Origin of the sequence: Massilia sp. CT11-137 (genome assembly GCF_047302885.1) — a bacterium.
GTDB classification, from domain to species: domain Bacteria; phylum Pseudomonadota; class Gammaproteobacteria; order Burkholderiales; family Burkholderiaceae_D; genus Telluria; species Telluria orientalis.
Genome location: NZ_JBKYMP010000001.1, coordinates 700693 through 726970 on the forward strand (window position 1 = coordinate 700693; position 26278 = coordinate 726970).

Annotated in this window: 14 protein-coding genes, 4 tRNA genes, 6 rRNA genes and 1 pseudogene; 20 read left to right on the forward strand and 5 right to left on the reverse strand. The window is 59.7% G+C overall.

The features are described from left to right. The first annotated feature begins 1 nt into the window (after position 1). The 5 genes from ACEN98_RS03170 (at position 2) to rrf (ACEN98_RS03190) (ending at position 5099) form a co-directional block, all read left to right on the forward strand. Positions 2 to 1530, forward strand: a 16S ribosomal RNA gene (locus ACEN98_RS03170). Positions 1531 to 1611: 81 nt separating this feature from the next. Next, positions 1612 to 1688, forward strand: a tRNA-Ile gene (locus ACEN98_RS03175). An 11-nt stretch (positions 1689 to 1699) separates the two neighbouring features. Then, positions 1700 to 1775 (forward strand) — tRNA-Ala (locus ACEN98_RS03180). A gap of 208 nt (positions 1776 to 1983) precedes the next feature. Next, a 23S ribosomal RNA gene (locus ACEN98_RS03185) occupies positions 1984 to 4860 on the forward strand. 126 nt (positions 4861 to 4986) lie between these two features. Continuing rightward, positions 4987 to 5099 (forward strand): 5S ribosomal RNA (gene rrf / locus ACEN98_RS03190). The 16S, 23S and 5S rRNA genes sit together here with 2 tRNA genes alongside, the layout of an rRNA operon. 51 nt (positions 5100 to 5150) lie before the next feature. Here the strand turns inward: rrf (ACEN98_RS03190) and ACEN98_RS03195 are convergent. Together ACEN98_RS03195 and bla are read right to left on the reverse strand one after the other, a co-directional pair. Continuing rightward, the gene (locus ACEN98_RS03195; RefSeq protein WP_413381359.1) at positions 5151 to 6074 is read right to left on the reverse strand and encodes an alpha/beta hydrolase; all 924 of its coding nucleotides are present in this window, start codon (positions 6072 to 6074) and stop codon (positions 5151 to 5153) included. Further along, positions 6035 to 6883 (reverse strand): subclass B3 metallo-beta-lactamase, encoded by an 849-nt coding sequence (gene bla / locus ACEN98_RS03200; RefSeq protein WP_413343486.1) that lies wholly within the window; start codon positions 6881 to 6883, stop codon positions 6035 to 6037. The genes ACEN98_RS03195 and bla overlap by 40 nt, the downstream gene beginning before the upstream one ends. Positions 6884 to 7024: 141 nt before the next feature. Between bla and ACEN98_RS03205 the strand changes: the two genes are divergently transcribed. From ACEN98_RS03205 to ACEN98_RS03245, 9 genes and pseudogenes are all read left to right on the forward strand, one after another. Beyond that, positions 7025 to 8131, forward strand: a complete 1107-nt coding sequence (locus ACEN98_RS03205; RefSeq protein ID WP_413381361.1) for a sensor histidine kinase — start codon at positions 7025 to 7027, stop codon at positions 8129 to 8131. Positions 8132 to 8133: 2 nt separating this feature from the next. After that, positions 8134 to 8889, forward strand: a complete 756-nt coding sequence (locus tag ACEN98_RS03210; RefSeq protein WP_413381363.1) for a LytR/AlgR family response regulator transcription factor — start codon at positions 8134 to 8136, stop codon at positions 8887 to 8889. A gap of 87 nt (positions 8890 to 8976) precedes the next feature. After that, positions 8977 to 10124: pseudogene (ampC, locus tag ACEN98_RS03215) on the forward strand (class C beta-lactamase). Between the two features lie 375 nt (positions 10125 to 10499). Continuing rightward, positions 10500 to 12028 (forward strand): 16S ribosomal RNA (locus ACEN98_RS03220). An 81-nt stretch (positions 12029 to 12109) separates the two neighbouring features. Further along, a tRNA-Ile gene (locus ACEN98_RS03225) sits at positions 12110 to 12186 on the forward strand. Between the two features lie 9 nt (positions 12187 to 12195). Further along, positions 12196 to 12271 (forward strand) — tRNA-Ala (locus tag ACEN98_RS03230). A 208-nt stretch (positions 12272 to 12479) separates the two neighbouring features. Next, positions 12480 to 15356: ribosomal RNA gene (locus tag ACEN98_RS03235) — 23S ribosomal RNA — on the forward strand. Between the two features lie 126 nt (positions 15357 to 15482). Next, positions 15483 to 15595, forward strand: a 5S ribosomal RNA gene (rrf, locus tag ACEN98_RS03240). A gap of 183 nt (positions 15596 to 15778) precedes the next feature. Continuing rightward, positions 15779 to 18166 (forward strand): penicillin acylase family protein, encoded by a 2388-nt coding sequence (locus tag ACEN98_RS03245; RefSeq protein WP_413381365.1) that lies wholly within the window; start codon positions 15779 to 15781, stop codon positions 18164 to 18166. 6 nt (positions 18167 to 18172) lie between these two features. On the opposite strand, the gene ACEN98_RS03250 is transcribed toward ACEN98_RS03245, so the two are convergent. Beyond that, a complete protein-coding gene (locus ACEN98_RS03250; protein WP_413343631.1) occupies positions 18173 to 19618 on the reverse strand; it encodes a DHA2 family efflux MFS transporter permease subunit in 1446 nt (481 codons plus the stop codon). A gap of 100 nt (positions 19619 to 19718) precedes the next feature. After that, entirely contained in the window at positions 19719 to 20258 is a 540-nt protein-coding gene (locus tag ACEN98_RS03255) for an acyloxyacyl hydrolase (protein ID WP_229412198.1), read from the reverse strand. Positions 20259 to 20409: 151 nt separating this feature from the next. Here ACEN98_RS03255 and ACEN98_RS03260 point away from each other — a divergent pair, with 151 nt between their 5' ends. The 6 genes from ACEN98_RS03260 to ACEN98_RS03285 all read left to right on the forward strand — a co-directional run bounded on the left by ACEN98_RS03260 (position 20410) and on the right by ACEN98_RS03285 (position 25071). Then, positions 20410 to 21309, forward strand: coding sequence for an NAD(P)-dependent oxidoreductase (locus tag ACEN98_RS03260; protein WP_413381367.1), 900 nt, complete (start codon positions 20410 to 20412; stop codon positions 21307 to 21309). Between the two features lie 179 nt (positions 21310 to 21488). Further along, the gene (locus tag ACEN98_RS03265; RefSeq protein WP_413381369.1) at positions 21489 to 22538 is read left to right on the forward strand and encodes an ABC transporter substrate-binding protein; all 1050 of its coding nucleotides are present in this window, start codon (positions 21489 to 21491) and stop codon (positions 22536 to 22538) included. Beyond that, positions 22535 to 23098 carry an SCO family protein gene (locus ACEN98_RS03270; protein ID WP_413381371.1) on the forward strand — a complete coding sequence of 188 codons (564 nt, stop codon included), beginning with the start codon at positions 22535 to 22537 and terminating at the stop codon, positions 23096 to 23098. Before ACEN98_RS03265 ends, ACEN98_RS03270 begins: the two co-directional genes overlap by 4 nt. Beyond that, positions 23095 to 23520: a hypothetical protein gene (locus ACEN98_RS03275; protein ID WP_413381373.1), complete on the forward strand. Its 426-nt coding sequence runs from the start codon at positions 23095 to 23097 to the stop codon at positions 23518 to 23520. Before ACEN98_RS03270 ends, ACEN98_RS03275 begins: the two co-directional genes overlap by 4 nt. 17 nt (positions 23521 to 23537) lie before the next feature. Further along, entirely contained in the window at positions 23538 to 24317 is a 780-nt protein-coding gene (locus ACEN98_RS03280; protein ID WP_371771382.1) for an ABC transporter permease, read from the forward strand. Further along, positions 24307 to 25071, forward strand: a complete 765-nt coding sequence (locus ACEN98_RS03285) for an ABC transporter ATP-binding protein (protein WP_413381376.1) — start codon at positions 24307 to 24309, stop codon at positions 25069 to 25071. Before ACEN98_RS03280 ends, ACEN98_RS03285 begins: the two co-directional genes overlap by 11 nt. Here the strand turns inward: ACEN98_RS03285 and ACEN98_RS03290 are convergent. Beyond that, entirely contained in the window at positions 25037 to 26251 is a 1215-nt protein-coding gene (locus tag ACEN98_RS03290; RefSeq protein WP_413381378.1) for a M20 aminoacylase family protein, read from the reverse strand. The genes ACEN98_RS03285 and ACEN98_RS03290 overlap by 35 nt on opposite strands. Between the last annotated feature and the right edge of the window lie 27 nt (positions 26252 to 26278).

Below are 26278 nucleotides of genomic sequence, written 5' to 3' on the forward strand. Positions count from 1 at the left end.
TAAACTGAAGAGTTTGATCCTGGCTCAGATTGAACGCTGGCGGCATGCTTTACACATGCAAGTCGAACGGCAGCGCGGGGCAACCTGGCGGCGAGTGGCGAACGGGTGAGTAATATATCGGAACGTACCCAAGAGTGGGGGATAACGTAGCGAAAGTTACGCTAATACCGCATACGATCCAAGGATGAAAGTGGGGGACCTTCGGGCCTCATGCTCCTGGAGCGGCCGATATCTGATTAGCTAGTTGGTGAGGTAAAGGCTCACCAAGGCGACGATCAGTAGCTGGTCTGAGAGGACGACCAGCCACACTGGGACTGAGACACGGCCCAGACTCCTACGGGAGGCAGCAGTGGGGAATTTTGGACAATGGGCGCAAGCCTGATCCAGCAATGCCGCGTGAGTGAAGAAGGCCTTCGGGTTGTAAAGCTCTTTTGTCAGGGAAGAAACGGCTCAGGCTAATATCCTGGGCTAATGACGGTACCTGAAGAATAAGCACCGGCTAACTACGTGCCAGCAGCCGCGGTAATACGTAGGGTGCAAGCGTTAATCGGAATTACTGGGCGTAAAGCGTGCGCAGGCGGTTTTGTAAGTCTGTCGTGAAAGCCCCGGGCTTAACCTGGGAATTGCGATGGAGACTGCAAGGCTTGAATCTGGCAGAGGGGGGTAGAATTCCACGTGTAGCAGTGAAATGCGTAGAGATGTGGAGGAACACCGATGGCGAAGGCAGCCCCCTGGGTCAAGATTGACGCTCATGCACGAAAGCGTGGGGAGCAAACAGGATTAGATACCCTGGTAGTCCACGCCCTAAACGATGTCTACTAGTTGTCGGGTCTTAATTGACTTGGTAACGCAGCTAACGCGTGAAGTAGACCGCCTGGGGAGTACGGTCGCAAGATTAAAACTCAAAGGAATTGACGGGGACCCGCACAAGCGGTGGATGATGTGGATTAATTCGATGCAACGCGAAAAACCTTACCTACCCTTGACATGTCAGGAACCTCCGAGAGATTGGAGGGTGCCCGAAAGGGAGCCTGAACACAGGTGCTGCATGGCTGTCGTCAGCTCGTGTCGTGAGATGTTGGGTTAAGTCCCGCAACGAGCGCAACCCTTGTCATTAGTTGCTACGAAAGGGCACTCTAATGAGACTGCCGGTGACAAACCGGAGGAAGGTGGGGATGACGTCAAGTCCTCATGGCCCTTATGGGTAGGGCTTCACACGTCATACAATGGTACATACAGAGGGCCGCCAACCCGCGAGGGGGAGCTAATCCCAGAAAGTGTATCGTAGTCCGGATCGCAGTCTGCAACTCGACTGCGTGAAGTTGGAATCGCTAGTAATCGCGGATCAGCATGCCGCGGTGAATACGTTCCCGGGTCTTGTACACACCGCCCGTCACACCATGGGAGCGGGTTTTACCAGAAGTAGGTAGCTTAACCGCAAGGAGGGCGCTTACCACGGTAGGATTCGTGACTGGGGTGAAGTCGTAACAAGGTAGCCGTATCGGAAGGTGCGGCTGGATCACCTCCTTTCTAGAGTGGCACGGGAGCTAACGCTCCATCATCAAGCGCCTACGCTTATCGACTGTTCAAAGTTAAACGAGAAGAGTTTTCGGGGCTGTAGCTCAGCTGGTTAGAGCACCGTGTTGATAACGCGGGGGTCGTTGGTTCGAGTCCAACCAGCCCTACCACGTTATGCGTCGGGGGATTAGCTCAGCTGGGAGAGCACCTGCTTTGCAAGCAGGGGGTCGTCGGTTCGATCCCGTCATCCTCCACCACTATCTTTACGTAAGACGCTGGTTTTAGGTAAGTGTAGTTCTCGTTCTTTAACAATCTGGAAGAAGTAAAGTTTTCTTTAAGCGTGTAGCTGGTCTAACGATCAGATGCACACTTAGGGTAGTAATCTGTATGTATCAACAAACATAGTAAGCTGAACTCTTGTCGATATGACGTTCCCTGATACTCATGCAGGGGCCAACGTTATAGGGACAAGTGAATAAGTGCACATGGTGGATGCCTTGGCGATTACAGGCGATGAAGGACGTAGTAGCTTGCGATAAGCTGCGGGGAGTGAGCAAACACACTTTGATCCGCAGATTTCCGAATGGGGAAACCCGGCCTTTTAGGTCATTGCATACTGAATACATAGGTATGCAAAGCGAACGCGGCGAACTGAAACATCTAAGTAGCTGCAGGAAAAGAAATCAACCGAGATTCCCAAAGTAGTGGCGAGCGAAATGGGATGAGCCTTGTACGTGATAGTCGATCGAATAGTGGAACAGCCTGGAAATGCTGGCCATAGAGGGTGATAGCCCCTTACACGAAATTCGAACGGTGGTACTAAGCGTACGACAAGTAGGGCGGGACACGAGAAATCCTGTCTGAAGATGGGGGGACCATCCTCCAAGGCTAAATACTCGTAATCGACCGATAGTGAACCAGTACCGTGAGGGAAAGGCGAAAAGAACCCCGGGAGGGGAGTGAAATAGATCCTGAAACCGTGTGCATACAAACAGTCGGAGCCTCTTCGTGGGGTGACGGCGTACCTTTTGTATAATGGGTCAGCGACTTACATTCAGTGGCGAGGTTAACCGAATAGGGGAGCCGTAGAGAAATCGAGTCCGAACAGGGCGACAGTCGCTGGGTGTAGACCCGAAACCAGGTGATCTACCCATGGCCAGGATGAAGGTGCGGTAACACGCCCTGGAGGTCCGAACCCACTAATGTTGAAAAATTAGGGGATGAGCTGTGGGTAGGGGTGAAAGGCTAAACAAACCTGGAAATAGCTGGTTCTCTCCGAAAACTATTTAGGTAGTGCCTCAAGTATCACCATCGGGGGTAGAGCACTGTTATGGCTAGGGGGTCATTGCGACTTACCAAACCATTGCAAACTCCGAATACCGATGAGTGCGAGCTTGGGAGACAGACGTCGGGTGCTAACGTCCGGCGTCAAGAGGGAAACAACCCAGACCGCCAGCTAAGGTCCCAAAGATTGGCTAAGTGGAAAACGAAGTGGGAAGGCTAAAACAGTCAGGATGTTGGCTTAGAAGCAGCCATCATTTAAAGAAAGCGTAATAGCTCACTGATCGAGTCGTCCTGCGCGGAAGATGTAACGGGGCTAAGCCAGTCACCGAAGCTGCGGATATGTGCTTGCACATATGGTAGGAGAGCGTTCCGTAAGCCTGAGAAGGTGTCTTGTAAAGGATGCTGGAGGTATCGGAAGTGCGAATGCTGACATGAGTAGCGATAAAGAGGGTGAAAAGCCCTCTCGCCGAAAGCCCAAGGTTTCCTGTTCAACGTTCATCGGAGCAGGGTGAGTCGGCCCCTAAGGCGAGGCAGAGATGCGTAGCTGATGGGAAGCAGGTTAATATTCCTGCACCGTCGTATGATGCGATGGGGGGACGGATCGCGGAAGGTTGTCCAACTGTTGGAATAGTTGGTTCTTGACTCATAGAAGGCGCTTAGGCAAATCCGGGCGCGTAATTCAAGGGGTCGAGACGTGTGTCCTTGTGACACGAAGCAATCGGAAGTGGTTCCAAGAAAAGCCTCTAAGCTTCAGTCATACGAGACCGTACCGCAAACCGACACAGGTGGGCGAGATGAGTATTCTAAGGCGCTTGAGAGAACTCGGGAGAAGGAACTCGGCAAATTGGTACCGTAACTTCGGGATAAGGTACGCCCCGGTAGCTTGAATGGTTTACTCCATGAGGGTGAAAGGGTTGCAATAAACTGGTGGCTGCGACTGTTTAATAAAAACACAGCACTCTGCAAACACGAAAGTGGACGTATAGGGTGTGACGCCTGCCCGGTGCTGGAAGATTAAATGATGGGGTGCAAGCTCTTGATTGAAGTCCCAGTAAACGGCGGCCGTAACTATAACGGTCCTAAGGTAGCGAAATTCCTTGTCGGGTAAGTTCCGACCTGCACGAATGGCGTAACGATGGCCACACTGTCTCCTCCCGAGACTCAGCGAAGTTGAAATGTTTGTGATGATGCAATCTACCCGCGGCTAGACGGAAAGACCCCATGAACCTTTACTGTAGCTTTGCATTGGACTTTGAACCAATCTGTGTAGGATAGGTGGGAGGCTTTGAAGCGGGGACGCCAGTTCTCGTGGAGCCAACCTTGAAATACCACCCTGGTTCGTTTGAGGTTCTAACCTTGGCCCGTGATCCGGGTCGGGGACAGTGCATGGTAGGCAGTTTGACTGGGGCGGTCTCCTCCTAAAGTGTAACGGAGGAGTTCGAAGGTACGCTAGGTACGGTCGGACATCGTGCTAATAGTGCAATGGCATAAGCGTGCTTAACTGCGAGACCGACAAGTCGAGCAGGTACGAAAGTAGGACATAGTGATCCGGTGGTTCTGTATGGAAGGGCCATCGCTCAACGGATAAAAGGTACTCTGGGGATAACAGGCTGATTCCTCCCAAGAGTTCATATCGACGGGGGAGTTTGGCACCTCGATGTCGGCTCATCACATCCTGGGGCTGTAGCCGGTCCCAAGGGTATGGCTGTTCGCCATTTAAAGTGGTACGTGAGCTGGGTTTAAAACGTCGTGAGACAGTTTGGTCCCTATCTGCCGTGGGCGTTGGAAATTTGAAGGGGGCTGCTCCTAGTACGAGAGGACCGGAGTGGACGAACCTCTGGTGTACCGGTTGTCACGCCAGTGGCATTGCCGGGTAGCTAAGTTCGGAAGAGATAACCGCTGAAAGCATCTAAGCGGGAAACTCGCCTTGAGATGAGATTTCCCGGAGCCTTGAGCTCCTTGAAGGGTCGTTCGAGACCAGGACGTTGATAGGTCAGGTGTGGAAGTGCAGTAATGCATTAAGCTAACTGATACTAATTGCCCGTACGGCTTGTCCCTATAACCTTGGCAGTCATTGCCAATGCAAGGGTTCAGCTGTTTGTTGAGACAACAGATTACGAAAACTGCTTCTTCCGGATTCAGAGTGACGCATGCACTATGCAAGCGGCACTCGTACAAGTTATGCCTGATGACCATAGCAAGTCTGTACCACCCCTTCCCATCCCGAACAGGACCGTGAAAAGACTCTGCGCCGATGATAGTGCTGCAACCAGTGTGAAAGTAGGTTATCGTCAGGCTAGTTATATGCAGAAGCCCGTTCAGTTGATACTGAGCGGGCTTTTTGCTTTCTACTTCACCTTCTTCAGATACGCCCGCAAGCCATGGGTCAGCACCAGCGGAAAGACGCTGGCATGATCCTCGTCCGCAAATACTTCGAGCCGGCTTTTCAGGTTCGGATACCGGTGCGTTTTCAATGCCGCGTCGAAGTCGCATAGATCCGCGACCATGTCCGCATTCTCTTCCGTTCGCGACCGCTTCCGGTTCGCCGGCAATGTCTCACGGCCGCCGATACCGAAGAACACGGACGCCGGCATATCCTTGTGTCCCTTTGCATAAGCCTGTTCCCGATCGAACATCACGCCCTGGTCGAACCACAGCGATGGACTGCCGAGGATGTAATGGTCGAACGTAGCCGGCTCGCTCAACAGCACTTGCAGGCCGAGCAGGCTGCCATACGAATGGCCGACAAAGATCTTGCGACTCATGTCGGCCCGGTAGTTCGCGGCGATCAGCGGGAAGACGTCGGCAGCGATGAAGCGGCCATAGGCTTGCGCCTCGCCGAACGCGGCGCTCCGCCCCGGCATATCGGAGACATATTGGCCCCGGGGCATCGACGGCGTGTAATCGCGGCGCCGGCTATACACGGGACTGTCGCCCTTCGCATACGACAGCCCGACGACGATCGCCTCTTCCAAACCCGCATGCTTGGCCAGCCGCTGGGCGATACCGCGCGCGACCGGAAACGCGTAGTTCGCGTCGACGACGAACACCACCGGATAATGCCGGCTCGACGAACGATACGAATCGGGCAGCGCGACGAATACCTGGTAGTCGCGGTTCAGCGTATTCGCATGCACGTCGCGCACCTCCGTGTCGTCGAGCACATAAGGTGTCGCGGCCGAGGCCAGGCTGGACACGAAGCAGCACGCCAACAGCAGTTTGCGGATGACCGTCACTGTTGCCCCTCCGCCGCCAGCGTCTTCGCCAGCCATTCCCGCGCGACCGCCGCGTACTTGCGGCAGGCGTCGCGATCGACGAGGGTCTTGTTCTCCTTCCGCTCCCAAAGATCACCGAAATCCGGATGCGCGCTCACGAGCACGTCGCATTCCAGTCCTTCGATCGTGGCGATCGAACGCTCGACGTCCGCGCGCGCGGTCGGATAGAGCGGATTCCTGCTGAAACTGCGGCCATCCGCAGCCATGGCGGTGAGGCTGTCCGCGTACACCACGCGCATCGTCTTGCCGCTTTCGCTCGATTGCCACGTCCAACTGGTGGCACCCGGTGTGTGCCCCGGCGTGAAGTGCGCCGTGACGGCGAGCGGCCCGAGTGTCACGACTTCGCCGTCGCGTACCGCGCGCGTGTTGGCGACGGGTGTCATCGGGACCAGGCTGGGATATTGCGGATCCCGCTTGTCCGGCTGGCCCGACTTCAGCACGGCGACAGACGCCGGGCTGCCCAGCACCGTCGCGCCGCTCATCTTCTGCAGCGCGGCGATGCCGCCCGCGTGGTCGAAGTGATCGTGGCCATTCAGGATGTAGCGGATGTCTTCGACCTTGAAGCCGAGCGCGCGGACATGCGCCGCGACCTGGTCGGCCGCGGCGGGCGGACCGCCGTCGATGAGGATGTGGCCCGCCGGCGACGTGATCAGCACGGCGCTGATGCCGTGCGTGCCGACGTAATACGTGTTGCCGTAGACGGGGAACGGATCCTGCGGCGCGAGCCACTCCGTCATGCCGGCGACGGTGGAAGCGGAGACGCCGCCGAGCAGGAGCGCGGCAGCCAGGCGTATCGTGTTTTTCATGGGTAGCTGGAGAGTTGATAAAGAGGATGCGTCGCCGATTCTGCGGCCATGCCGGTACGACGGACACGCCGCCGTGACGAAACGCCGCTTCCACGTGACGAAGCGGCCGGCTGCGGTCCACCGGCACGCTATACTTTCCCGATGACGCAGCACGCCATTTCCCCGCCATCGATGCCGCCCGCGGTAAGGACCATCGCCATCGTCGTGCTCTTGTGGACGGCGATCAGCACCCTGGGCGCCCTGCAGACCTACAGCGACAACCTGCGCCTCGGCGTCGACAGCCACTATCCGTCGCTGCTGGTGACGTGGTTCGTGGAGTACGCCGTGCCGCTGATCGTCCTGAGCGCGGGCCTGAGCCTCGCTCTCGCGCGCTGGCCGGGATTGATCGCCCGTCCGCGCAACGTGTTCCTGCTGTTCGTGGGCCTCGTGCTCGTGTTCCAGCCCACGCAGTGGACGTACATGGCGTGGCTGCGCGGCTACCTGCACATCGCGAGCGTCGACGACGCGCGCCGCCTGCTGATGAAGATGCTGCTGGTCGGCTGGTTCTCGACGACGGGCACGTTCGCCGCCATCCTCGCGGTCCACTACTGGCGGCAGGCGCGCGAGCGCGAACTGGCGTGGCAGCGCAGCCAGACCGACATGCTGAATCTGCGCCTCGCGCTGGAAGAGCAGCGCATGCTGGCCCTGCGCGCGCAGTTCGAACCGCATTTCCTGTTCAATGCGCTGAATGCGATCAGCGCGCTCGTGCGCGAAGGCGACCGCACGCTGGCCCTCGGGGGCATCGGCCGCCTGAGCGACCTGCTGCGCTACGCGCTGTCGGCCAGCGTGCGCAATACGGCGACCGTCGCGGACGAGCTGCAGTTCGTCCGCGACTACCTCGACCTGCAACGCCTGCGCTACGGCGACCGGCTGCAGGTCCGCATCGAAGGCGACGACGCGCTGCTGCACGACGTCGATTGTCCGCCGCTGCTGCTGCAGCCGCTGATCGAGAACGCGTTGCGCCACGATCTCGACTGCCACGACGGACCGAGCGATATTCGCCTGTCCTTCGTGTCCGACGGCGCGGCGCTCACGATCCGGGTGACGAATCCCGCGCTCGCGCAGGCGTCGCCCAATCCCGGCGCGGGTCTCGGGCTCGCGAATACGCGCGAGCGGTTGCGCCTCATGCATCCCACCGCGACGCTGCGCACGACCCTGCCGGACGGCCGCTTCGTGGCCGAAGTCCGCCTGCCTTTGGCGCGGGAGTGAGCATGCCGGTGCGCTACCTGATCGTCGACGACGAGCTGCCCAGCCGTTCGAACCTGCGCCTGGCCCTGGCCGCGCATCCGGACTGGCGGCTCGTGGCCGAATGCGACGGCACCGCGTCCGCGCGCGCGGTGCTGGCCGCGCAGGAGGTCGACGTCATCTTCCTCGACATCCAGATGCCGGCCGAATCGGGCCTCGTGCTCGCCCGCGAGATCAGCCGCGCATGCGCGCCGCCACTCATCGTGTTCGTGACGGCCTACAGCGAACACGCGATCGACGCGTTCGACGTGCACGCACTCGACTACCTGCTCAAGCCCCTGAACGATGCACGCCTGGCCCAGACGGTCGAGCGCATAAGCGCCATGCTCGGACAGCGTCAGCGCGAGGCCTATGGCGCGGCGCTGCGCGATTACGTCGATGCCGGCAAGACTGCGGCGCGGCCGGAGCGGATCAACGTGCGCTCCGTCGGCCGCATCGAACAGATCCGGGTGGCCGACATCCTGTGGATCGAATCGGCCGGGAATTACGTCGAGCTGCACCTGGCCGGACGCACGGTCCTGCACCGCATCACGCTCAACCGTCTCGAAACGCTGCTCGCGCCCGAGGCCTTCCTGCGCGTGCACCGCGGCGCGATCGTCAGGCGCGGCGAGATCGCGCGGCTGGATTCCGTCGGCGACGGCAGCTACCGGCTCACGCTGCGTTGTGGCGCCACGGTCGCCGTCAGCGAGCGTTACCTGGGCGCGCTGAAGTCGGCGATGTGACGGACACCCGGTTTGCCGGGATGGCCGCGCTGTCGCCGGACATGGCTGCGTGCCTATACTGGTGCCCGTCACGAACGAACGCGGAGAATGCCTTGTCTACGAAATCCATCGCCCTCGCATGCCTGTCGTTGTTGCCGCTGACGGCCGGCGCCGTCGATGCCGCCGCCGTGCGCGCTGCCGTCGACCGCGCGATCCAGCCCTTGATGGCGCAGCACGACGTGCCCGGCATGGCGGTCGCCGTCACGGTGGATGGCCAGGCACTGTTCTTCAATTACGGCGAGGCGTCGAAACAGGAGTACAAGCCCGTCACCGAGAACACCTTGTTCGAACTGGGCTCCGTCAGCAAGACCGTCACGGCGACGCTGGCGTGTTACGCGCAGGGACTCGGCAAGCTGTCGTTCGCGGATCATCCCGGCCAATACGTCCCGCAGTTGAAGGGCAGCGCGATCGACCGTGCGAGCGTGCTCGAACTGGGCACCTACACGCCGGGAGGCCTGCCGCAGCAATTCCCGGACGACGTCGAGACCGAGGCGCAGGCGCTCGCTTACTTCCGCACGTGGCGCCCGGACGCCGCACCCGGCACGCTCCGCCGGTATTCGAATCCCAGTCTCGGGCTGTTCGGCCATGTGACGGCGCGGGCGCTGGGCGCCGGGTTTGCCGATGCCGTCGAAGGCCGGCTGTTCCCCGCGCTGGGCCTGAAGCACAGTCATATCCGCGTGCCTGGCGGCGCAATGGGCGACTACGCCTGGGGTTACGACAAGACCAACCGGCCGGTGCGCGTCGGCCCCGGACCGTTCGACGCGGAGACGTATGGCGTGAAAGCCAGCGCGGCGGACATGATCCGCTTCGTCCAGCTGAACATCGACGCCAGCGGCCTGCCGGAACCGATGCGGCGCGCCATCGATTGCACGCACACCGGTTATTTCCGCATCGGCGATACCGTGCAAGGGCTCGGATGGGAGCAGTACCGCGCGCCCGTGAGCCTGGCTGCGCTACAGGCGGGGAATTCCACGAAGATGAGCGCCGAGCCGAATCCGGCCGTCCGGCTGAAGCCGGCCCAGGTCCCGCCGCCGGAGACGCTTTTCAACAAGACGGGCGCGACGCGTGGATTTGGCGCCTATGTCCTGTTCGTGCCCTCGCGTCGCGTCGGGATCGTCATGCTGGCCAATAAGAATTACCCGAATACGGCACGGGTGGAGGCGGCGTATTCGATTCTCGGGCATTTGGTACCGTGACCCCCTTGCGCACTGGGGCCAGCCTTTGCTATAGTTCGCCTCCTGTTTTGCAGCGCAAGAAAATCAGTCGGTAACGACGGCGCGACAAAACAGACGAGGGGTTGACGAGTTAAGCGAAACACTGCATAATCTCACTTCTCTGCTGCTGACGAACAAAACGATTCGCAAGCGCAGCAAGGCAGTACCGAATACAGCTCTTTAACAATCAACAGTCGATAAGTGTGGGCGTTTGATGAAGTGCCAGCAGCCGCGTAAGTGGCTGCTGAATGCTTAAATTATCAAATGTTCACACAAAAGAAATACGTTGCTCAGCAATGAGTAACGGTCAGTATTTTGAGTGAGCGATCTGCTACGAAAGTAGCAAAAACAGAGATTAAACTGAAGAGTTTGATCCTGGCTCAGATTGAACGCTGGCGGCATGCTTTACACATGCAAGTCGAACGGCAGCGCGGGGCAACCTGGCGGCGAGTGGCGAACGGGTGAGTAATATATCGGAACGTACCCAAGAGTGGGGGATAACGTAGCGAAAGTTACGCTAATACCGCATACGATCCAAGGATGAAAGTGGGGGACCTTCGGGCCTCATGCTCCTGGAGCGGCCGATATCTGATTAGCTAGTTGGTGAGGTAAAGGCTCACCAAGGCGACGATCAGTAGCTGGTCTGAGAGGACGACCAGCCACACTGGGACTGAGACACGGCCCAGACTCCTACGGGAGGCAGCAGTGGGGAATTTTGGACAATGGGCGCAAGCCTGATCCAGCAATGCCGCGTGAGTGAAGAAGGCCTTCGGGTTGTAAAGCTCTTTTGTCAGGGAAGAAACGGCTCAGGCTAATATCCTGGGCTAATGACGGTACCTGAAGAATAAGCACCGGCTAACTACGTGCCAGCAGCCGCGGTAATACGTAGGGTGCAAGCGTTAATCGGAATTACTGGGCGTAAAGCGTGCGCAGGCGGTTTTGTAAGTCTGTCGTGAAAGCCCCGGGCTTAACCTGGGAATTGCGATGGAGACTGCAAGGCTTGAATCTGGCAGAGGGGGGTAGAATTCCACGTGTAGCAGTGAAATGCGTAGAGATGTGGAGGAACACCGATGGCGAAGGCAGCCCCCTGGGTCAAGATTGACGCTCATGCACGAAAGCGTGGGGAGCAAACAGGATTAGATACCCTGGTAGTCCACGCCCTAAACGATGTCTACTAGTTGTCGGGTCTTAATTGACTTGGTAACGCAGCTAACGCGTGAAGTAGACCGCCTGGGGAGTACGGTCGCAAGATTAAAACTCAAAGGAATTGACGGGGACCCGCACAAGCGGTGGATGATGTGGATTAATTCGATGCAACGCGAAAAACCTTACCTACCCTTGACATGTCAGGAACCTCCGAGAGATTGGAGGGTGCCCGAAAGGGAGCCTGAACACAGGTGCTGCATGGCTGTCGTCAGCTCGTGTCGTGAGATGTTGGGTTAAGTCCCGCAACGAGCGCAACCCTTGTCATTAGTTGCTACGAAAGGGCACTCTAATGAGACTGCCGGTGACAAACCGGAGGAAGGTGGGGATGACGTCAAGTCCTCATGGCCCTTATGGGTAGGGCTTCACACGTCATACAATGGTACATACAGAGGGCCGCCAACCCGCGAGGGGGAGCTAATCCCAGAAAGTGTATCGTAGTCCGGATCGCAGTCTGCAACTCGACTGCGTGAAGTTGGAATCGCTAGTAATCGCGGATCAGCATGCCGCGGTGAATACGTTCCCGGGTCTTGTACACACCGCCCGTCACACCATGGGAGCGGGTTTTACCAGAAGTAGGTAGCTTAACCGCAAGGAGGGCGCTTACCACGGTAGGATTCGTGACTGGGGTGAAGTCGTAACAAGGTAGCCGTATCGGAAGGTGCGGCTGGATCACCTCCTTTCTAGAGTGGCACGGGAGCTAACGCTCCATCATCAAGCGCCTACGCTTATCGACTGTTCAAAGTTAAACGAGAAGAGTTTTCGGGGCTGTAGCTCAGCTGGTTAGAGCACCGTGTTGATAACGCGGGGGTCGTTGGTTCGAGTCCAACCAGCCCTACCACGTTACACTGGGGGATTAGCTCAGCTGGGAGAGCACCTGCTTTGCAAGCAGGGGGTCGTCGGTTCGATCCCGTCATCCTCCACCACTATCTTTACGTAAGACGCTGGTTTTAGGTAAGTGTAGTTCTCGTTCTTTAACAATCTGGAAGAAGTAAAGTTTTCTTTAAGCGTGTAGCTGGTCTAACGATCAGATGCACACTTAGGGTAGTAATCTGTATGTATCAACAAACATAGTAAGCTGAACTCTTGTCGATATGACGTTCCCTGATACTCATGCAGGGGCCAACGTTATAGGGACAAGTGAATAAGTGCACATGGTGGATGCCTTGGCGATTACAGGCGATGAAGGACGTAGTAGCTTGCGATAAGCTGCGGGGAGTGAGCAAACACACTTTGATCCGCAGATTTCCGAATGGGGAAACCCGGCCTTTTAGGTCATTGCATACTGAATACATAGGTATGCAAAGCGAACGCGGCGAACTGAAACATCTAAGTAGCTGCAGGAAAAGAAATCAACCGAGATTCCCAAAGTAGTGGCGAGCGAAATGGGATGAGCCTTGTACGTGATAGTCGATCGAATAGTGGAACAGCCTGGAAATGCTGGCCATAGAGGGTGATAGCCCCTTACACGAAATTCGAACGGTGGTACTAAGCGTACGACAAGTAGGGCGGGACACGAGAAATCCTGTCTGAAGATGGGGGGACCATCCTCCAAGGCTAAATACTCGTAATCGACCGATAGTGAACCAGTACCGTGAGGGAAAGGCGAAAAGAACCCCGGGAGGGGAGTGAAATAGATCCTGAAACCGTGTGCATACAAACAGTCGGAGCCTCTTCGTGGGGTGACGGCGTACCTTTTGTATAATGGGTCAGCGACTTACATTCAGTGGCGAGGTTAACCGAATAGGGGAGCCGTAGAGAAATCGAGTCCGAACAGGGCGACAGTCGCTGGGTGTAGACCCGAAACCAGGTGATCTACCCATGGCCAGGATGAAGGTGCGGTAACACGCCCTGGAGGTCCGAACCCACTAATGTTGAAAAATTAGGGGATGAGCTGTGGGTAGGGGTGAAAGGCTAAACAAACCTGGAAATAGCTGGTTCTCTCCGAAAACTATTTAGGTAGTGCCTCAAGTATCACCATCGGGGGTAGAGCACTGTTATGGCTAGGGGGTCATTGCGACTTACCAAACCATTGCAAACTCCGAATACCGATGAGTGCGAGCTTGGGAGACAGACGTCGGGTGCTAACGTCCGGCGTCAAGAGGGAAACAACCCAGACCGCCAGCTAAGGTCCCAAAGATTGGCTAAGTGGAAAACGAAGTGGGAAGGCTAAAACAGTCAGGATGTTGGCTTAGAAGCAGCCATCATTTAAAGAAAGCGTAATAGCTCACTGATCGAGTCGTCCTGCGCGGAAGATGTAACGGGGCTAAGCCAGTCACCGAAGCTGCGGATATGTGCTTGCACATATGGTAGGAGAGCGTTCCGTAAGCCTGAGAAGGTGTCTTGTAAAGGATGCTGGAGGTATCGGAAGTGCGAATGCTGACATGAGTAGCGATAAAGAGGGTGAAAAGCCCTCTCGCCGAAAGCCCAAGGTTTCCTGTTCAACGTTCATCGGAGCAGGGTGAGTCGGCCCCTAAGGCGAGGCAGAGATGCGTAGCTGATGGGAAGCAGGTTAATATTCCTGCACCGTCGTATGATGCGATGGGGGGACGGATCGCGGAAGGTTGTCCAACTGTTGGAATAGTTGGTTCTTGACTCATAGAAGGCGCTTAGGCAAATCCGGGCGCGTAATTCAAGGGGTCGAGACGTGTGTCCTTGTGACACGAAGCAATCGGAAGTGGTTCCAAGAAAAGCCTCTAAGCTTCAGTCATACGAGACCGTACCGCAAACCGACACAGGTGGGCGAGATGAGTATTCTAAGGCGCTTGAGAGAACTCGGGAGAAGGAACTCGGCAAATTGGTACCGTAACTTCGGGATAAGGTACGCCCCGGTAGCTTGAATGGTTTACTCCATGAGGGTGAAAGGGTTGCAATAAACTGGTGGCTGCGACTGTTTAATAAAAACACAGCACTCTGCAAACACGAAAGTGGACGTATAGGGTGTGACGCCTGCCCGGTGCTGGAAGATTAAATGATGGGGTGCAAGCTCTTGATTGAAGTCCCAGTAAACGGCGGCCGTAACTATAACGGTCCTAAGGTAGCGAAATTCCTTGTCGGGTAAGTTCCGACCTGCACGAATGGCGTAACGATGGCCACACTGTCTCCTCCCGAGACTCAGCGAAGTTGAAATGTTTGTGATGATGCAATCTACCCGCGGCTAGACGGAAAGACCCCATGAACCTTTACTGTAGCTTTGCATTGGACTTTGAACCAATCTGTGTAGGATAGGTGGGAGGCTTTGAAGCGGGGACGCCAGTTCTCGTGGAGCCAACCTTGAAATACCACCCTGGTTCGTTTGAGGTTCTAACCTTGGCCCGTGATCCGGGTCGGGGACAGTGCATGGTAGGCAGTTTGACTGGGGCGGTCTCCTCCTAAAGTGTAACGGAGGAGTTCGAAGGTACGCTAGGTACGGTCGGACATCGTGCTAATAGTGCAATGGCATAAGCGTGCTTAACTGCGAGACCGACAAGTCGAGCAGGTACGAAAGTAGGACATAGTGATCCGGTGGTTCTGTATGGAAGGGCCATCGCTCAACGGATAAAAGGTACTCTGGGGATAACAGGCTGATTCCTCCCAAGAGTTCATATCGACGGGGGAGTTTGGCACCTCGATGTCGGCTCATCACATCCTGGGGCTGTAGCCGGTCCCAAGGGTATGGCTGTTCGCCATTTAAAGTGGTACGTGAGCTGGGTTTAAAACGTCGTGAGACAGTTTGGTCCCTATCTGCCGTGGGCGTTGGAAATTTGAAGGGGGCTGCTCCTAGTACGAGAGGACCGGAGTGGACGAACCTCTGGTGTACCGGTTGTCACGCCAGTGGCATTGCCGGGTAGCTAAGTTCGGAAGAGATAACCGCTGAAAGCATCTAAGCGGGAAACTCGCCTTGAGATGAGATTTCCCGGAGCCTTGAGCTCCTTGAAGGGTCGTTCGAGACCAGGACGTTGATAGGTCAGGTGTGGAAGTGCAGTAATGCATTAAGCTAACTGATACTAATTGCCCGTACGGCTTGTCCCTATAACCTTGGCAGTCATTGCCAATGCAAGGGTTCAGCTGTTTGTTGAGACAACAGATTACGAAAACTGCTTCTTCCGGATTCAGAGTGACGCATGCACTATGCAAGCGGCACTCGTACAAGTTATGCCTGATGACCATAGCAAGTCTGTACCACCCCTTCCCATCCCGAACAGGACCGTGAAAAGACTCTGCGCCGATGATAGTGCTGCAACCAGTGTGAAAGTAGGTTATCGTCAGGCTAGTTATTAGAAAAGCCCGCTCAGTATGCACTGAGCGGGCTTTTTGCTTTTCGGCGCCTCGAAAACGGATATTTGAATCGGAAAAAACGAAACCTGACAAGCTTGTGTTCCAACAGTTGTAGCAAAAGCGAAAACCGCTAGCATCGATAGCCCGATTCGCTTTCTCTACGTTCAAGGAGCACTATGCACTTCCATCGTGTTTTTCCTGCGATCGCCCTGGGCGCCATTTTCACCGCCTGCAGCCATCACGACAGCGACATTTCGCCTTCCACGTCCGCACCGCCGCCCCAGTTCAGCACCGACATCATCCGCACGACCCACGGCATCGTCCACGTCAAGGCGGCCGATTTCCGTAGCCTGGGCTATGGCCTCGCGTATGCCTACGCGCAGGACAACCTGTGCATGTTTGCCGATTCCTTATTGACCGCACGTGGCGAGCGTTCGCTGTATTTCGGCGGCGAAGCCCGTGCCACGGCCCGCAAGGGCGATGAATACGGCGCCGCCAGCGGATTCATGGACCTGAAAAACGAAGACAGCGATTTCTTCTTCAAGGGCTATCTCGACGTCGACCAGCTGCGCGCCGGTTATACCGCCGGCGCAAAGGAGCCGCGTGATCTGCTCGAAGGCTATGTCGCCGGCTACAACCGCTACCTGAAGGATCATGCCGGCAATTTTCCGGCCGCGTGCAAGGACGCGAAGTGGGTCAAGCCGATGACGGTCGAGGATATGTACCTGGTCCTGGCCGAGAAAGCGCTGCACGCCTCGGGCGAAGTGTTCGCGAAGGAGGTCGTCGCGGGCGCCCGCGATGCGACCGCGATGGTGGCGGTGGCTACAAAGTCGCCACGGCGCAAGCTCGACCCCGCGTTCCTGCTCGCCCGCCTGGACAAAGTCGTGCACCAGGGCTTCGGCAGCAATGCGCTGGCCGTCGGCAAGGATTTGTCCGCGAGCGGCCGCGGCCTTCTGCTCGGCAATCCCCATTTCCCCTGGACGAGTACCGACCGCTTCTACCAGGCCCATCTCACCGTGCCCGGGCGCTATGACGCGATGGGTGTCGTGCTGGGTGGCTTGCCTGTCGTTGTCATCGGGTTCAACAAGGATGTCGCGTGGTCGCACACCGTCACGGCCGCCACGCACTTCACGACGTTTAAACTGGCACTCGATGCGGGCGATTCGACGGGCACGACCTATCTGATCGACGGCGAAAAGAACAAGATGACGTCGAAGACAGTATCCGTCGACATCCTGATGGCGGACGGCGCGACGGTGAAGCGCACCAAGACCTTTTACTTCAGCAAGCAGGGCGCCGTCATCGTGAAACCGGAGGCGGGGGTGACGTGGAACAGCACGACGGCCTATGTCCTTGCGGACCCGAACCGCGGCAATACCCGCATGCTCGAACAATGGCTGGGCATCGGCACCGCGACGAGCGTGCAGACGCTCAAATCGTCGCTGGACACCGTCGTCGGCCTGCCGTGGGTGAACACGGTCGCGGCCGACCGCGCCGGCAATGCGTTGTATGCGGACGCAAGCGTCGTCCCGCGCGTCACGCCGGACAAGTTCGCGGGCAATTGCCTGCTCCTGCCGGCCCTCGTGTTGTTCGACGGTTCGCGCAGTGCGTGCGGCTGGGGCCAGGATGCCAATGCGCCGACAGGCATCTTCTCGCCGGCCAATGGGCCATCGATGCTGCGCACGGACTACGTGGGCAATTCGAACGACAGCTACTGGCTGACCAACGCCCGATCCCTGCTGACGGGCCCGGCGCCGCTGGGCTATTCACCGCTGTACGGCAAGACGGGTGTCGAGCAGCGCCTGCGCACGCGCATCGGCTTCATCCAGTTCGAAGAGTTGGCGCAACAGGGACATCAATTCCAGCTGTCCGACCTGCAGACGCTCGTGTTCGCCGACCGCATCTACGCTGCCGAACTCGTGCTGCCGGACCTGCTGGCGGCCTGCCCAACGAACGATGCGACCCTCGTCCAGGCCTGCACGGTGCTCGCTGCGTGGGACCGTCACGCGAACCTCGACAGCCGGGGCGCCGTCCTGTTCCGCGAATTCTGGACCGCGGCCTCGCAGATCCCCAACAAGTGGAAGGTGCCGCTCGATCCGGCCGACCCCGTCTACACGCCGAATGGTGTCGCGCCCGCCGCGCTGCCCGCGATGTTCGCCGCGCTGAAGACGGCGGCGCAGACCTTGCAATCGCTGAACATCCCCCTCGACGCGAAGCTGGGCGATTACCAGGGCGAGACGCGCAACGGCGCGCGCACGCCCTTGCATGGCGGCGTGGGCGACGTCGACGGTTCGTACAACTCGCTGCGGATGAGCACCGGCCTCACGACCACCGGCTACAACAACGTCTATTGGGGCACGAGCTATGTGCAGACGGTGACGTTCGACGATGCCGGCCCGGTCGCCCAGGCGATGCTCGTCTATGGCCAGTCGACGGACCCGAAGTCGCCGTACTATGCGGACCAGTTGCCGCTGTACTCGCGCAAGGAATGGCCGACGCTGCCGTTCACGGACGCCGGCATCAATGCGGATCCGAACCGCAAGACGACAACGCTGACCGAGTAACCCGCGTCAGGCTTGGGACAGCGGCGCCGGATCCTGCGCCACGGCCGTCGCTGTCTTGCCCTGAGTGATGCTTGCGCCATCGCCGCGGCGCAGGCGCGCGAAGACGAGGGACGACAGCATCGTCATGACGGCCAGCGTGATGAACGCGTGGTGCAGCGCCTTGGTGACCATCACCTGGTCCGTCTGCGGCACGCGGCCCAGGAACCACGCCGTCACGATCGAACCGGCGGCGAGGCCGAAGCTCATCGACAGCTGTTGGAACGACGAGGCGATCGTGCTGGCCATGCTGGAGTCTTTCGATTCCACGTCGGCATACGCGAGCGTGTTCATGCTCGAGAATTGCAGCGAGTTGAAAAAGCCCTGCAGCAAGCCGATGCCCGCAATGGCGTACCACGGCGTGGACGGCCCAACGAGCGAGAACAGGCCGATCGTCAGGCCGATGCAGATCGTGTTGAACATGAGCACCTGACGGTAGCCGAAGCGGGCGAGGACTTTCGGCGCGATGAGCTTCATGCCCATCGCGGCGGCGGCTGTCGGCATCATCAAGAGGCCCGACTGCCACGGCGCGAGCTTGAGGCCCAGCTGGTACAGCAGCGGCAGCAGGAAGGGCAGGCCGCCGATGCCCAGGCGCGTGATGAAGCCACCCAGCACCGAGATGCGGAACGTGCGCACCTTGAACAACGCCAGGCGCAGCAGAGGGAACTGTGCCTCGTTCGCGTGCCAGGCATACGCGGCCAGCAGGGAGATCGATAGCGCCAGCATCAGGCCGGCCGTCATGGGGTCGAGCGTGTGCTCGCCGAACACTTCCAGCAGCCAGGACAGGATCGCCGTGCCGGAGCTGAACAGGATCAGCCCGATCACGTCCAGCGGACGCGGCTCGGCGCCGTGGTAATCCGGCATGTGGCGCCAGACGAGGTAGAGCGCGAGCAGGCCGACGGGCACATTGACGAAGAAAATAAAGCGCCAGGAAACCCAGTGCACGATCAGGCCGCCGACGGTCGGGCCCAGCAGCGGGCCGATCAGCGCCGGCAGGATCACGAAGTTCATCGCGCCCAGCAACTCGTTCTTGGGAAACGTGCGGATGATCGACAGGCGCCCGACCGGCATCATCATCGCGCCGCCGAGGCCCTGCAACAGGCGGGCCGCGACCATCATCGGGGCGTTCAGCGACAGGCCGCACAGCACGGACGCCACCGTGAAGATCGCGATCGCCGTGAAGAACACGCGGCGCGTGCCGAACCGGTCGGCCATCCACCCGCTCACCGGAATGCCCACGGCGAGGCTGAGGATGTAACTCGTGACGACGGATTTGAGACTGAGCGGCGTGACCTGCAGGCTGGCCGCGATGCTGGGGACGGCGGTGTTGACGATGGTGGCGTCGAGCTGCTCCATGAACAGCGCGGTCGCCACCAGCCACGGCAGATAGCGTTTGATGGTGTCGGTATCGGTCATCGGATGAATTCTCACACAAATCCGATAACCGGGTCGCAACCGGGGTCAGAGCCCGATTTTGGGCAATTGCTTAAATTCGGGCTCTGACCCCGGTTTGATCTTAATAGTGGTACGCCGCCTTCAGCAGCAGCAGGTTCACGCCGCCGTTCGGTTTCTTGATGCCGCCGTTCGAGTAGTGTTGCAGGCGCGCGCCCAGTTCCCATTTGTTGGCGAAGACATAGCCCACGCCCACGTGGTCGGCGAATTCGAACGCGGTCGACAGCTGGCGGTGCGTGTTGCGGTAGACGCTCGAGAAGACCGCGGCGCCGATGCCGGCGTCGGCGTAGAAGCCCAGCTTGTTGTCGGCTTCCCAGCGGAACACCGGCGTGATGCCGACGACGGCGAGGTCCTTCGTGTTGCCCTGCTGGTCGAGCCACTGGTTGGCGCGCCAGTAGGCGACGTTCGCGTCCCAATAGCCGTTCAGGTGGTAGCCGCTGGTCGGCAGCCAGGATTTGTTCCAGTCTTTCTGGACCGCGAGACGGACGACCTGCACGTGTTCGCCGCCGCCGACTTCCACCGACGAGGAATCGAAATAACCGTCGGCGGCATGGGCCGCCGTCGCGGCCGACAACGCGGCCACGGCCGCCAGGGAACGCATCATTTTTTTCATGGAGAACATTGCCTTTGCTGTGAATGAGAGCCGTGCAAGCAAAATGGTCACGGCCAAACCGCTATTGTAGCGAGGTCGTTGAAAGGACGTAGTCGACCTATCAATTGTTAAAATGCGGACAATGAATCATCGAGAGGAAGCAATGACGTTACCGACTGTGGCATTTCTCGGCATCGGCCTGATGGGCAAGCCGATGGCGACCCGGCTGGCCCAGGCCGGCTATCCCCTGCGCGTGTGGAACCGTACGGCCGCCAAGGCCGAGGCACTGCGCGACACCGGGGCCGAACCGCATGCCGACCTGATGGATGCCGTGCGCGGTGCCGACATCGTGATCTCGATCCTGGAAGCGGGCCCGGTCGTCGGCCAGGTCATCGACGATGCCCTGCCGGCACTCGCGCACAACACGTTGTGGATCGACATGAGCTCCACGCGCCAGGACGAAGCCGTGAATTTTGCCGGCCGCCTGCGCCAGGCCGGCTGCCGCTTCGTCGATGCGCCCGTGTCCGGCGGCGTGGGCGGCGCGGAAGCGGGGCAGCTCGCGATCATGGCCGGCGCCGATGCGGCCGACTACGCCCAGGCCGAGCCCGTGCTGCGCGTGATGGGTTCGCCGAAAGCCGTCGGGCCCGTCGGCAGCGGCCAGGTGGCCAAGCTGTGCAACCAGTTGATTGTCGGTGCGACGATCAATGTTGTGGCGGAAGCGCTGTTGCTGGCGGAAGCGGCCGGGGCCGATCCGGCTGCCGTGCGCGAGGCGATCCGCGGCGGCTTTGCCGGCAGCCGCGTGCTGGAAGTGCATGGCCAGCGCATGCTGGAGCGGAACTTCATGCCGGGCGGCCAGGTCAAGACGCAATTGAAGGATCAGCGCAACATCCTCGCGGCAGCCAGCGGCGCCGGCGTCACGCTGCCCGTGACGGAACTCGTGACGCGGCAGTTCGAGAGCATCGCGGGCGACATCCCGTCCGCCGACCATGCGGCCGGCCTCATCGCGCTGGAGCGGATGAATCCAGGCAAGCGGCTGGGCTCCGCGCCGGACCGTATGCCATAAGTATTTATTCGCTACCTGTTTGCGCTATCAATACAAACTCGTATAATTCCCAGAGGTATTACATCGTTACGTAATATCACGGAGACAATGGAGTAGATGGCCCGCCGCAACAGTTTGTTGCCCCGGGCCGAAAACTTCTCTACCCTTGCCGCACATAACGAACCCAATACAGGGGCAGCATGGATAATCTGGGAAACGGCTTCCGCACGCGGCGGCAGTTGTTGAAACTGGCGTCGGCAATGGCGTTGCCGTCCGCTTTGGCGGCGTGTTCTTCGGAGAAGAAAAGCGCATCACTGGTCGTCGGCGGTTTGCCGGTGACGTGTAACCTGACCCTGCCCGTCGCGTGTGCGGCCAAAGAGGCCGAGATCGCCGCGAAGAATGCCGCAACCAAGCCGGCGAACCCGCTCGGCTTCGAGTACAGCAAATACAGCGGCTTCCCCGAGCTGAAGGAATCGCTGATGTCGGGCCGCATCCAGGCCGCCTATGTGCTGGCGCCGATGGTCATGGACCTCGTGTCCAGCAATATTCCCGTCAAGGTCGTGTCGCTGGGCCACCGCTCGGGCGCCGTCATCATGGTGCGCACCGATGCCGGCTACAAGAAATTCCGCGACCTGCAGGGCAAGCGCGTCGCCATCCCGAGCCGTTTCGCCGTCGACCTGCTCTTCCTGCGCAAGATGCTGGCGGAAGAGGGCATGAACATCAAGGACGTCGAACTGGTCGAGATGCCCCCGCCGGACATGCCGGCCGCGTTGTATGCGAAAGCCATCGATGCCTATTGCACGGGCGAGCCGTTCGGCGCCTCCGCGCAGATGGCCGGTTACGCGACGCCGCTGCGCATGACGCGCGACGAATGGCCGAATTACATCTGCTGCGTGCTCACCGTGCGCGAAGACCTGATCGCGAACAACCGCGCCGCCGTGCAGGACCTCGTCAACTACGTCCAGGCGGCCGGCAGCTGGATGGATGCGGATCCGGTCCACCGCGACCGCGCCATCGCCATCGCCGCGACCAGGAAATACTTCAATCAGGATCCGAAGATCCTGAAATTCGTGATGACGAATCCGAGCGACCGTGTCACGTATGGCGACCTGCGCATCATCCCGAAGGAATTCGACGAATTGATGCAGATGTCGCTGGACGCGGGCACGCTGAAGAAACCCATCCAGTTCAACCAGTACGTGGACGAAAGCTTCTTCAAGGCCGTCCGCCCCGTCACGATCACGCTATGAAACGCCTCGCCGCAGCACTGCTGTTTGCCTTGCCGTTGGCCGCGAGCGCGGATGCATTGAAATCCGGGGAATTCTCGCCGCCCCGCATGGCGCCGGATTTCACGCTGCAGGGTTCGACCGGCAAGCCGCTGAAACTGTCCGATTACCGCGGCAAGGTCGTGGCGCTGGGCTTCGGCTTCACGTCCTGCCCGGCCGTCTGCCCGACGACGCTCGCCGAACTCGCGGCCGTGAAAACGAAGCTCGGCGCGCAGGGCAAGGATTTCCAGGTCGTGTACGTGACCGTCGATCCGGAGCGCGACACGGCAGAGCGCATGCGCGTCTATCTGACGGCGTTCGATCCGACGTTCGTGGGCGCGACCGGCCCCGCCGCGCAACTGGCCGAGGTGCGCAAGGAATACGGCGTCACGTCCACGAGGACGGGCAGCGGCGCAAATTACGGTTTCAATCATTCGTCGTTCGTCTACCTGATCGACCGGTCCGGCAAGTTGCGCGCACTGAGTCCGTATGGCCGCGCGGTGGATGACGTCGTGCACGACGTGCGCGTCCTGCTGAATCAATGACACGTTCCCGCATCCTGGTCCTGGCGGCCGTGGCGCTGGCCGTCGCTGCCCTGTGGGCCATGTTCGCGCCGATTCCCGCCGGCTCGCGCGAGCAGCTGTTCGAGATTCCCGCCGGGACGTACGCGCGGCGCGCGGCGGGCGACAAGGTCGAGATCCTGCCGACGTCGATCCGGCTCACGCTGGGCGTGAAGGACATCCTCGTGCTGAAGAATCTCGACAACGTGCCGCAAACGTTCGGGCCCGTGCTGATCATGCCGGGGCAGAGTTTCAGGATGCCGTTCGGCGTCGCGGGGGACGTGCAGTTCGAATGCACGGCGCACGCGAGCGGCCAGATGCGCATCGTCGTCGAGCCGGCGCCCGATGCGGGTTGGCGCCGGCTCGCGTGGCGCGCGCGGACGGCACTACATTGGTTGCAACCATGATGGGGAGACAAGAAGCTGTGAAAAAGAAGAGTTTTTTTGCACAGAAGCGGGCGCGGATCATCGCGCCGGCGGTCGTGCTGGCGTTATTGATCGCGGTCTGGTGGATCGTCGTCGTCCAGACCAGGAGCGCGATCTTCCCGACGCCGGGGCAGGTCGTCACGGGCACGTGGGAACTCGTGCAGGACGGTACGCTGTGGGACCACATCGGTTCCTCGCTGATGCGCGTCGGTACCGGCTTCCTGCTGGCGATCGCCGTCGCCATTCCGCTGGGCCTCTGGATCGGCCGCATGGAGGGCGCGTGGGTCACGCTGAATCCGCTGTTCCAGCTACTGCGTCCGATCTCTCCGATCGCGTGGATCCCGCTCGCGATCCTGTGGTTCGGCGTGGGTAACGCGTCGCCGATTTTCCTGATCTTCATCGCGTCCGTGTTCCCGATGATCGTGCAGACCGCGGCCGGCGTGCACACGATCGAGCGGCGCTACCTGCGCGCGGCGGAAAACTTCGGCGTCTCGCGCGCCAAGCTGTATCGCCAGGTGATCATTCCCGCCGTGCTGCCCGAGATCATCGTGGGCATGCGTATCACGCTCGGTGTCGCGTGGCTGGTCGTCGTGGCGGCGGAAATGATCGCGCTGCGCTCGGGCCTCGGCTACCTGATCATGGATTCGCGCAACGCGGGCAACCGCTACGACCTCGTGATCGCCGCCATGATCATCATCGGCATCATCGGCCTCATGCTGGACGGGATCACCCGTCTCCTGGAACGTCTCAAATCGGTAAGGTGGCGCTATGGACGCTAAGGTGAACTACAAGGTCGCGGACAAGATCGTCGTCGACGACATCCGTCGAAGCTTCGAGACGCGCAAGGGCACGCTGCCGGTCGTCGGCGGGATCAGCCTCACGATCCGCGACGGCGAATTCGTCGCCATCGTCGGGCCGTCCGGCTGCGGCAAATCCACGTTGATGAAGATGCTGTGCGGCTTCGATCAGCCGGACGAAGGCCGCGTCCTGATCGACGGCCAGGTGCGCCGCGGTCCGAGCCCGAAGGGCATCCTCATTTCCCAGCACGGCTCCGTGTTCCCGTGGCTGACGGTGCAGCAGAACCTGATGTTCGGCCTGGACGGCATCAGCGAGGCCGAGAAGGCGGAACTCGCCGACCACTACACGGCGATGGTGGGATTGAAAGGTTTCGAAAAAAGCTATTCGCACGAGCTGTCGGGCGGCATGCTGAAGCGCGTGGAGATCGCGCGGGCGCTCGTCATGAAACCCGAGATCCTCTACATGGACGAGCCGTTCTCCGCGCTGGACGCGCTCATGAATCTGAAGATGCGCATGGAGCTGCTGCGTATCCTGGAAGAGGAGCGCCACACGGTGCTCCTGATCACGCACGACGTCGAGGAAGCCGTGCACCTGGCCGACCGCATCGTCGTGCTGTCGCCGCGGCCGACGACGATCCAGGCCACGTTCGAGGTGAACATCCCGCATCCGCGCAAGATGTCCAGCCCCGAGGCGCAGGATCTCAAAGAGGCCGTGTTGAAGGAGCTGGGGCTGTAAGGCTCATCTCGACCAATCGCGCCCAGAAGCTCGCGCCGATCGGCAGCAGGTGGTCGTTGAAGTCGTAGCTGCCGTTGTGCAGCTGGCACGGCCCGAGGCCGTGCCCGTGGCTTCGATGATCGCCGTCGCCGTTGCCGATGAAGACATAGCAGCCCGGCTTTTCCTGCAACATGAACGCGAAGTCCTCGGCGCCCATCGTCGGCTCGACGTTCGTGTCCACGTTGTCCGCACCCACCACGGCGCGCATCGCTTCGATGGCGAACGCCGTCTGTTCCGGATGGTTGATCAGCGGCGGGTAGTTGCGCTTGAACGAGAAATCGATGGTTGCGCCGAAACCGGCGGCCAGGCCGTTCGCGATCTCGTTCATGCGCCGCTCGATCAGGTCCAGCACGCTGGTGGAGAACGTGCGCACGGTGCCGATCATGACGGCTTCGTCCGGGATGACGTTGGTGGCGCTGCCGGCGTGGATCTGCGTGATCGACAGGACGGCCGTATCGAGCGGGTTCTTTTCGCGCGAGATGATCGTTTGCCACGCTTGCGCGATCTGCACGGCGGCCATCACGGGATCGATGCCGCGGTGCGGCTGCGCGGCGTGCGCGCCCTTGCCCTTGACGACGACGCGGAACTCGTTACTGGATGCCATCATCGGCCCCGCGACGACGCCGAAGCTGCCCGCCTTGATGCCCGGCCAGTTGTGCATGCCGTACACGGCGTCCATCGGAAAACGTTCGAACAAACCATCGTCCATCATGCGGCGCGCGCCGGCGCCGCCTTCTTCGGCCGGTTGGAAGATCAGGTAGACGGTGCCGTCGAAGTTGCGGTTCTGCGACAGATAGTGGGCTGCACCCAACAGCATCGTTGTGTGCCCGTCATGACCACAAGCATGCATCTTGCCGGCGTGGCGCGACGCGTGATCAAATGTGTTGAGTTCCTGCATCGGCAGGGCGTCCATGTCGGCACGCAGGCCGATGGCGTGGTCCGAGGTGCCGTTCTTGATGATGCCGACGACACCCGTCACGCCCAGCCCGCGGACGACGGGGATGCCCCATTCGGTGAGACGCGCGGCCACCACGTCGGCCGTGCGTTGTTCTTCGTAGCAGAGTTCGGGATGGGCGTGGATGTCGCGCCGGATCGTTTCGAGCTCGGATTGGTAAGCGAGTATGGGTTCTACCAGTCTCATTGATTTCTCCTCATGCCTGATAGGCAT

Bases quoted from the DNA above. Each gene is read 5' to 3' on its own strand.
- ACEN98_RS03195 (WP_413381359.1), bottom strand. From the start codon at position 6,074: ATGGCTGGCGAAGACGCTGGCGGCGGAGGGGCAACAGTGACGGTCATC.
- bla (WP_413343486.1), bottom strand. From the start codon at position 6,883: ATGAAAAACACGATACGCCTGGCTGCCGCGCTCCTGCTCGGCGGCGTC.
- ACEN98_RS03205 (WP_413381361.1), top strand. From the start codon at position 7,025: ATGACGCAGCACGCCATTTCCCCGCCATCGATGCCGCCCGCGGTAAGG.
- ACEN98_RS03210 (WP_413381363.1), top strand. From the start codon at position 8,134: ATGCCGGTGCGCTACCTGATCGTCGACGACGAGCTGCCCAGCCGTTCG.
- ACEN98_RS03245 (WP_413381365.1), top strand. From the start codon at position 15,779: ATGCACTTCCATCGTGTTTTTCCTGCGATCGCCCTGGGCGCCATTTTC.
- ACEN98_RS03250 (WP_413343631.1), bottom strand. From the start codon at position 19,618: ATGACCGATACCGACACCATCAAACGCTATCTGCCGTGGCTGGTGGCG.
- ACEN98_RS03255 (WP_229412198.1), bottom strand. From the start codon at position 20,258: ATGATGCGTTCCCTGGCGGCCGTGGCCGCGTTGTCGGCCGCGACGGCG.
- ACEN98_RS03260 (WP_413381367.1), top strand. From the start codon at position 20,410: ATGACGTTACCGACTGTGGCATTTCTCGGCATCGGCCTGATGGGCAAG.
- ACEN98_RS03265 (WP_413381369.1), top strand. From the start codon at position 21,489: ATGGATAATCTGGGAAACGGCTTCCGCACGCGGCGGCAGTTGTTGAAA.
- ACEN98_RS03270 (WP_413381371.1), top strand. From the start codon at position 22,535: ATGAAACGCCTCGCCGCAGCACTGCTGTTTGCCTTGCCGTTGGCCGCG.
- ACEN98_RS03275 (WP_413381373.1), top strand. From the start codon at position 23,095: ATGACACGTTCCCGCATCCTGGTCCTGGCGGCCGTGGCGCTGGCCGTC.
- ACEN98_RS03285 (WP_413381376.1), top strand. From the start codon at position 24,307: ATGGACGCTAAGGTGAACTACAAGGTCGCGGACAAGATCGTCGTCGAC.
- ACEN98_RS03290 (WP_413381378.1), bottom strand. From the start codon at position 26,251: ATGAGACTGGTAGAACCCATACTCGCTTACCAATCCGAGCTCGAAACG.